At 65.6% G+C, this 3,859-nt stretch carries 3 protein-coding genes and 1 pseudogene; 3 read left to right on the top strand and 1 reads right to left on the bottom strand.

Translation table 11 applies throughout. The features are described 5' to 3' along the window. Positions 1–338 precede the first annotated feature (338 nt). Positions 339–671, top strand: coding sequence for a transposase (locus ACGFYN_RS47970; RefSeq protein ID WP_393872255.1), 333 nt, complete (start codon positions 339–341; stop codon positions 669–671). A gap of 279 nt (positions 672–950) precedes the next feature. Here ACGFYN_RS47970 and ACGFYN_RS47965 read toward each other — a convergent pair whose 3' ends face one another. After that, on the bottom strand, positions 951–1,193 hold the full coding sequence (locus ACGFYN_RS47965) for a hypothetical protein (protein WP_393872254.1): 243 nt from the start codon (positions 1,191–1,193) through the stop codon (positions 951–953). 1,067 nt (positions 1,194–2,260) lie between these two features. Between ACGFYN_RS47965 and ACGFYN_RS47960 the strand changes: the two are divergent. Further along, a pseudogene (locus ACGFYN_RS47960) lies at positions 2,261–2,380 on the top strand (transposase); the annotation flags it as partial. Between the two features lie 332 nt (positions 2,381–2,712). Continuing rightward, positions 2,713–3,726, top strand: a complete 1,014-nt coding sequence (locus ACGFYN_RS47955; RefSeq protein WP_393872253.1) for a transposase — start codon at positions 2,713–2,715, stop codon at positions 3,724–3,726. The last annotated feature ends 133 nt before the right edge of the window (positions 3,727–3,859 follow it).

Raw genomic sequence — 3,859 nt, 5'->3', positions numbered from 1 at the left:
ATCACAACCTCCCACACACCCCCCACCCACGCCCCCCACCCAGTCTCCACCCCCCTCCACCCACCTCGCACCCCGACGACAGACCAACCCCAGCACGCACCACGACCACCGGCCTCCGGCAACGTCCCCCACCTCACCTCGAGGGCGTCGATCCCGCGCTGCGCGAGTCCTTGTCCGGTCTCAGGAACCCCGGCCCGGTGCGCGGATCTTGCCGACACCGAGGACGCAGCCGCGTCCACGCTCCGGCTGCTGGCCCGGCGCATCCAGCACCTGACCTGTGAGGTCAAGGAACTCACCCGCCGGGTCGCCCGGGCCGTTCGCACCCACCGCACCCGCAGCTGCTGGAGATCGTCGGTATCGGGCCTGACAGCGCCGCGGCCCTCCTCATCGCCGCCGGGGACCACCCCGACAGGATCGCCAACGAAGCGTTCTTCGCCGCCCTGTGCGGTCTCAGCCCGGCCGAGCAGTCCTCCGGAAGACCCACCGCCGGCGACAGGCGCCTTCAATTCTGTCTTGAACGTCACCACCGACGACGCACCGAAAGCAAGACAGACCGCGAGATCCGGCGCTATCTCAAGCGCTACCTTGCCCGACGCCCCTATCGCCACCTCAAAGCGCCGCTTCGGCGAACATGGGTTGACGGGACATGGAATCTTCATAGGGGCATCTAGGCCACCCGCAACCGCCGAGATCAGGACGGGACTGGGCAAACGCCCCCGCTTCCACGTCCACTTCACCCCACCGGCTCCATCCGCAGCAACCGCCTGCCCTCGTCGTCATCGATTTCGCGGATCCGCCCGCGTTTCAGGTTTTCGCGGACCCGCCGGCGTTCAGCCACATGGTCATTGTGGCTGGCAGGTGTTCTCTGGCGCAGCTGGGCGACACATCACGATAGGGCGGACGTAGCTCGATGCGGCACTAGCTGACGTCACGCCAGGCAAATGGGGGCGTCAAACCTCGAAAGCGCCATGCTCGGTAACGTGGTCCTGGACGGCCTGCAGGGCCTCTTGTGTGGCTTCTGGCGTTCCAATTCCCTTCTGTTCGGCATAGTAAGCTGTACCAAGCCGCTTGAGGAGGTCGTCGGCAGCACGCTTCCCTGCTCGCTTGGCTTGCACTTCGTCGAGCTTTTGTTTGCCCTCTTTGATCAGCCCTCGCTGAGCTTCCCTCTTTGCACGATTAATAAATCCTGACATTTCGTCCTCCCGGCGCGTCGCCTTGATGCACAGTAACGCCTCGCAATCTACTGTCCACCGAGTCTGCACTCAGGCTCTGAGTGCAGCACGTCCACGCGAGGACTTCCACTATCAGCCAGTTAGTTTTGCCCATCGGGCACACAATTCTGCCCGAACGGTCGGGATCCCCGGGCCCTTGCCAGCTGGACCCCGTCCCCGCAGGGAAGGAATAGTCAAATTCCACCTCACAGGCCCGTCATTCCTTTGGCTTTCGATCTCTCTCACGATATCTGACGGGTATACTGAGCGTCGCCGCCGGGCGAGGGGGTGCGCGCAGAACGAAAAACTTTCAGGAGAACGGGCGCAGGAATCGCTTGGCTGTTTCATAGTCATCGAGGTGGAGACCTACTTCTATAATCCGAAGGGGCGGAGACGCCGATTTCTTCAAAGGTGGATTGCCTGACACCGAAACTGAGATTGACCATTCGGGTCAATTCACGGAATTGATCGATGCTGATGGTTTGCCGGTTCTTATCGACATTCATACTTCTGATTGTCGACGATATTGCATCGTTCTGCACGGCTGAGGCGCCGGGCAACTATCGACCGGGCGCGGCGGAGCGACCCGTGACGCCCCGGCGTCCCTGACGATAGTGCCCGAACGGGCAGGTGGCAGGTGCGGCGTGATCCGTTACCTTGGCACCAAGGAGTTGTGGGGTCATCGCCCCGCCTCCCCGTTTGAGGGCCGTTCGGCGGGGAGGCGGGGTGTTCCGCTGAACGGGGCGATGTGACTCCTCCCCCTCGTGAACGACTTCGTTGGGAAACGTGTGATTCGAGCAGGGCTGTGTCGTTCGTCTTGCTGATGGCTATGGTCGTTGGCGGGATGGGGAGAGCGGGATGTCGCTGGAGTCGCGGTCGGATGACGGGGTGCCTGAGCTGACGGCTCGGGTCGTGCGGGCCTCGTTTCCCAAGGGGACTTTGGCCATCCGGGTCCGGGAAGTGCTCGGTCCGGTGTTCAGGGACGATGACTTCGCGGTGGCCTTCCCCGGCAGGGACGGCCCGCGATCTCGCCGGGTGCTCTGGCCCTGGTGTCGGTGTTGCAGTACGCGGAGGGCCTTTCTGACCGGCAGGCCGCCGACCAGGTACGGGCCCGCATGGACTGGAAGTTCTTGCTGGGCTTGGAGCTGGATGATCCAGGGTTCGACTTCACCGTCCTGGGAGACTTCCGCTCCCGGCTGCTGGCGCACGGGCTAGAGGAACGGGTTCTGGACGTGGTCCTGTCCCGGCTGTCCGACGCGGGACTGCTGCGGTCCGGGGGCCGGCAGCGGACCGATTCCACCCATGTGCTGGCCGCGGTGCGCACGCTGAACCGCATGGAGTTCGTCGGCGAGACGCTGCGGGTGGCGCTGGAGGTGCTGGCCGCAGCCGCCCCGGACTGGCTGACCCCGCTGATCGACACGTCGTGGGTGGACCGCTACGGGGCCAAGGTCGACAACTACCGATTCCCGAAGACAACGCCCGCCTGGAGTGGGCCGAGCAGGTGGGCCGGGACGGGTTCGCGCTCCTGGATGCCATTGATGACGCGTTCGCTCCGGCCTGGCTGGGCGAGATTCCCTCGGTGGGGATCCTGCGCCGGGCCTGGTCCGAGCAGTACCACCGAGACGCGGAGGGGGTGCGCTGGCGGGAGGGCAAGGACCTCCCGCCAGCCAGAGAACGGCTGTCCTCGCCCCACGACGCTGATGCCCACTACGGGATCAAGCGCGGGGCGGGCTGGTGCGGCTACAAGGTTCACCTCAGCGAGACCTGCGAGCCCGAGGCCCCGCATCTGATCACGAACGTGGAAACCACCAACGCCACCGTCAACGACACCGAGGTCACCGCGACGGTCCACCAGCGAATGGCGGTGCGGGAGCTGGCACCGGATGAACACGTGGTGGACAGCGGATACATCACCGCCGCCCATATCCTCGCCGCCCGCCAGGACCACGACATCGACCTGATCGGGCCGGTCGGGCTGGACACCAACCACGGAGGACGCGACCCACAGACCCCGGACCTGACCCAGGCCGCTTTCACCACGGACTGGGAAGCCAAGAAGGTCACCTGCCCCCAGGGCGCGAGCAGCGTCAGCTGGTCCCAGCAGCGCAAGGCCAGCGGCACTCCACTCGTCCGCGTCCACTTCGCCATCGCCGACTGCGATCCGTGCCCGCTCAGAGCCCGCTGCACCAAGGCGGCCAACGGCAAGTGGGGCCGCAGCCTCACCCTGCTGCCCCAGGACCAGCAGAAGATCCTGGAACAACGACGTGCCGAGCAGCAGACCGATGCGTGGAAAGAACGCTACGACACCCGCGCCGGCGTGGAGGGCACCATCTCCCAGGCCGTCCGCCGCACCCGCCTGCGGCGCACCCCCTACCGAGGACAGGACAAGACCCATCTTGCCAACCTGCTGTCCGCCACCGTCCTCAACATCATCCGCGCCGACGCCTGGCTCAACGGCACCCCACTCGGCACGACCCGCACCTCCCACCTTGCCCGTCTCACTCTCGCCGCATGACCCGGCCATCAGGGCATTCTGCGTATTCACCAACGGAGTCGTGAACGAGGGGGCTTCTCGCTATGCCGGTGCGGCTTCGCGACGGACCAGCCCGGCCCGTAGAACGTTCAGTGCGCCCACCGTGTCGGCATGC

The organism is Streptomyces sp. NPDC048419 (genome assembly GCF_043200415.1).
GTDB lineage: Bacteria > Actinomycetota > Actinomycetes > Streptomycetales > Streptomycetaceae > Streptomyces.
This window is presented reverse-complemented; position numbering and strand designations above follow the sequence as displayed.

Bases quoted from the DNA above. Each gene is read 5' to 3' on its own strand.
- ACGFYN_RS47965 (WP_393872254.1), bottom strand. From the start codon at position 1,193: ATGTCAGGATTTATTAATCGTGCAAAGAGGGAAGCTCAGCGAGGGCTG.